The sequence below is a fragment of the Radiobacillus sp. PE A8.2 genome, assembly GCF_045635475.1.
GTDB lineage: Bacteria > Bacillota > Bacilli > Bacillales > Amphibacillaceae > JBJGXI01.
The window spans coordinates 1-3,737 of record NZ_JBJGXI010000090.1 but is presented as its reverse complement, the minus strand read 5'-3'; the positions used below and the strand labels follow the sequence as shown (position 1 = coordinate 3,737).

Sequence of the window (3,737 nt, the reverse complement as noted above, 5' to 3'; positions counted from 1 at the left end):
GAGGAGTCATACATAATATTTTTGCCATGTTAAAACATCCTTCGTAATCATATTCAAATAAAGTATTAATACAACTGAGTCAATATCATAATTACCTTATATAGCTATCTGCATCCAGTTCGGAGACGGTTTAATCCGACTATATATGGGTGCCGATAGCTAAAAATCAGTATTTTTAAATTGACTAAACTAAATATTTGTGATGTATATCACAAGTGAATATCAATAGGCTGGCAGATAGTGAAGCTTACTGCCAGCCTATCGATTTCTTTATACAGCTGCCGGTTTGTTTGTTTTTCTTTGCTGTTGTTTCCTTAATAAATTACGAATGTAAGGCATTGCGTAGCGATCTAAACCATATTTGCCTGCGTTAGCTCCTGCAACTAGGATAAAAAGTCCAAGTAAGATCATTTGGCCATTAGTGCTAACAGTTCCACTGAATAAAAAAGCGAAATTCATTACAAGTCCCATTAATACGGCAAAGTTAGTAAATAATCCAAGAATTAGTGCAATTCCTACAAGTAATTCACCGTACATAACTAGATAAGTGAAAATATCTGCATTCGGCAGTGCGAATGTTTCTAGAAACGCTGCCCACCAGCCTTGAACGGCAGGATGTTCCCCTGTTGCATTTCCAATTGCTCCTTGAATAAATCCTGTAGCATCAAAGCCACCACCTGTAATTTTCCCCCAACCGCCAGTGATCCACTCATAACCTATATAGATTCTTAATACCGCTAAGATCCCTGCAACAACATTGTTTTTTCTTAATAATTCTAACATGTTCAACACTCCTTTTTAATTTTGGTTTAATTGTTCAATGATTCACATATATGTGTTTAGCAAATTCCTTGCTGTTCTTAACTACACTCTTATACTAACATGTATAAAAAGTATCTTAAATACATTTGTTCACCATTTCACAAATAAGCAACAAAGTTATGAATTCTTTGTGAAATGGTCAGTGGACTATTGACAATCAATGAAGCTGATATATATGAACGGCTTGGCAAGCTCACTGTACAATGGATTCAATCCAATAACAAAATACGATGCTTAACAGAAACCTCAACAATAGCATGGGAAGTATGTCTTTGCTAAAACCAATTTTACCTCCTACACAATTCCATGTATCTGCAGCAGTTACGTCGTCAGCTGCACGCTTAACAATTAATCTGTTGCCTTGGAGTTTAATTAAATCCTTCAAAGTAACGACCATTTCCGTTGTTTCTATCACGGTAATCACATTGTTGGATGTATTTTAACGAAAAAAGATTTTGTGTAACGCGACATTAGTATTGAATATTTGTAAATTTTCAAACTTTTATATTGACAATGTTTCTTATAACTATATAATTTGCATTAAGGCAAAAATAATTACCGTAACAAATTATTTTTTACTTATGCACATTTAAAATTAAACCATCATATTGTATAAATTATGTATATGGTATCAATTGCATCGTAATAACTATACGTTCTAGGTTCGGGCAGTTTATGGAATTGATAAAGTAGATTTAAAGCTAAAAATTTTTTGGGCTGAATTTGCATAAGGTAAACTTTGTTCGCCAAGAGCAAACTGTTGATTATATATAAGAAAATAAAGGAGTGATTGTGATGGATGCTGCAATTTCTATTAAAGACCTTCATGTTTCCTATTATGGAAGTGAAGCAGTTAAAGGAGTAAGTCTTTCCGTTGATCCAGGCAAGTTAGTTGGAATTATAGGTCCAAATGGAGCAGGTAAATCAACCTTTCTTAAAGCAATGCTGAATCTTATTCCAAGAGATAAAGGCGAAGTGAAGATTCTAGGTAAATCAATAAAAGACGTAAGAAAGAAAATTGCCTATGTTCCACAGCGTAGTGATATTGATTGGGATTTTCCAATCACAGTACTTGATGCTGTTTTAATTGGCACCTATCCACACTTAAAGGTGTTTCACAGGCCAAAGAAAAAAGAGAAGCAATGGGCTTTTGCATGTTTGGAACGGGTAGGGATGCAAGAGTTCAGCAAAAGACAAATTGGTGAATTGTCTGGCGGCCAACAACAGCGTGTATTTTTGGCAAGAGCACTTGCGCAGCAAGCAGATTTATTCTTTCTTGATGAACCATTTGTAGGGGTAGATGTTTCAAGTGAGGAGACGATCGTAAGTATCTTAAAAGAGCTTTGCACGCAAGGGAAGACGGTAGTAGTTGTGCACCATGATTTAAGTAAAGCGAATGATTATTTTAATGAATTAATTTTATTGAATAAAGAATTAATCGGTTTCGGTACAGTAGAAGAAGTATTTAAACCAGAGGTGATTGAAAAAGCCTATAAAGGTCAGTTTGCATTTATGAAAGAGATTGGGGTGTCAATCTAATGGCATTTATTGAAGCGGTCATGCAATACGGTTTTTTGCAAAAAGCATTAATAACGTCAATTATGGTTGGGATCATATGTGGTGTAATTGGATGCTTCATAATTCTTAGAGGAATGGCGCTGATGGGGGATGCAATTTCACACGCGGTCCTCCCAGGTGTTGCAATATCCTACATGTTTGGTATTAATTTCTTCTTTGGTGCAGTATTCAGTGGCGTTCTTACTGCTATTGCAATAGGTTTTGTAACACAAAATAGTAGAATCAAGCATGACACATCAATTGGTATCATGTTTACTGCTGCTTTTGCGTCAGGGATTATTATTATTACGATGCTAAAAAGCAGCACTGACTTATACCACATTTTGTTTGGTAACGTGTTGGCAGTAAGAGCTTCAGATATGTGGATCACATTAGTAATTAGCGTAGTCGTGCTAGCTACTGTATATCTGTTTTATAAAGAGCTATTAGTTACTTCGTTTGATTCAACGATGGCCGCAGCATACGGTTTACCAATTCAGTTGATACATTATTTTTTAATGACACTGCTAACAATGGTCACTGTTGCATCACTACAAACTGTAGGAATCGTTTTAGTTGTTGCAATGTTAATCACACCAGCAGCTGCAGCCTATCTGCTAACAGAGCGATTATGGGTGATGATCTTTATTGCATCAACAATTGGGATAATATCCTCGATTGTAGGTCTGTACTTTAGCTTCACATACAACTTAGCATCAGGAGCGACGATCGTACTCGCTGCTACAGCCATATTCATTTTAGTTTTCCTTTTAGCACCAAAGCATGGAATCGTATGGAAAGCGCTAAAAGTAAAAAGGAAAAGAGCATCACTCGTTTCATAAAATTAAGTCGGTTTTCTAAGAAATGTTGTTATTGCGCAAAATAGCTAGAATGCGTCGTAACGAAGTGCACGTGATTTCCGCTCCAGGCAGTCGCTTTTCGCTAGTTTAAAGCGTTTTTCTTTAAACAGGCACGGCTTCAGCTAACTCAGAAGCCAAGTGCGCTTCTCTAGTGGATCTTCAGCTCGCGCTTTTCCCGCTGGAGTCGACTGCATGGAGCTCCAATCACCCGACGTAAAGAGCAATCCCGTTAACAGCGGAGGAAATGCCCTTCGACTCCTTGAAAATAAAAATCGATTTTCTGCGTGCGATGTCTATGCTTCCGATGTATTCCTTGTCCTGCGGGACTAGTGGCGTATGTGAGACCCCGGAGCGCGAACGCGCGAGGAGGCTCACTAGCCCCCGCGGAAAGCGAAGGGCATTTCCGGAGCGGTGCAAGAACTCTCCAAGTTACGACGCATTTTACTTTAAATCTGAAGTTCAAAAGCAATAAACTTTACGAAAAAAGCCAGAATTAAT

The 3,737-nt window shown here is 37.4% G+C and carries 4 protein-coding genes; 3 read left to right on the top strand and 1 reads right to left on the bottom strand.

The window, feature by feature from the left end:
- Positions 1–270 precede the first annotated feature (270 nt).
- A complete protein-coding gene (locus ACI6MV_RS24670; RefSeq protein ID WP_407272963.1) occupies positions 271–783 on the bottom strand; it encodes a DoxX family protein in 513 nt (170 codons plus the stop codon).
- 311 nt (positions 784–1,094) lie between these two features.
- Here ACI6MV_RS24670 and ACI6MV_RS24665 point away from each other — a divergent pair, with 311 nt between their 5' ends.
- The 3 genes from ACI6MV_RS24665 (at position 1,095) to ACI6MV_RS24655 (ending at position 3,221) form a co-directional block, all read left to right on the top strand.
- Positions 1,095–1,265, top strand: a complete 171-nt coding sequence (locus ACI6MV_RS24665) for a hypothetical protein (protein WP_407272962.1) — start codon at positions 1,095–1,097, stop codon at positions 1,263–1,265.
- 352 nt (positions 1,266–1,617) lie between these two features.
- A complete protein-coding gene (locus ACI6MV_RS24660; protein ID WP_407272961.1) occupies positions 1,618–2,361 on the top strand; it encodes a metal ABC transporter ATP-binding protein in 744 nt (247 codons plus the stop codon).
- Positions 2,361–3,221 carry a metal ABC transporter permease gene (locus ACI6MV_RS24655; RefSeq protein WP_407272960.1) on the top strand — a complete coding sequence of 287 codons (861 nt, stop codon included), beginning with the start codon at positions 2,361–2,363 and terminating at the stop codon, positions 3,219–3,221. The genes ACI6MV_RS24660 and ACI6MV_RS24655 overlap by 1 nt, the downstream gene beginning before the upstream one ends.
- Positions 3,222–3,737: the final 516 nt, after the last annotated feature.

Coding starts and splice junctions, on each gene's coding strand:
- ACI6MV_RS24660 (WP_407272961.1), top strand. CDS start 1,618: ATGGATGCTGCAATTTCTATTAAAGACCTTCATGTTTCCTATTATGGA.
- ACI6MV_RS24655 (WP_407272960.1), top strand. CDS start 2,361: ATGGCATTTATTGAAGCGGTCATGCAATACGGTTTTTTGCAAAAAGCA.
- ACI6MV_RS24670 (WP_407272963.1), bottom strand. CDS start 783: ATGTTAGAATTATTAAGAAAAAACAATGTTGTTGCAGGGATCTTAGCG.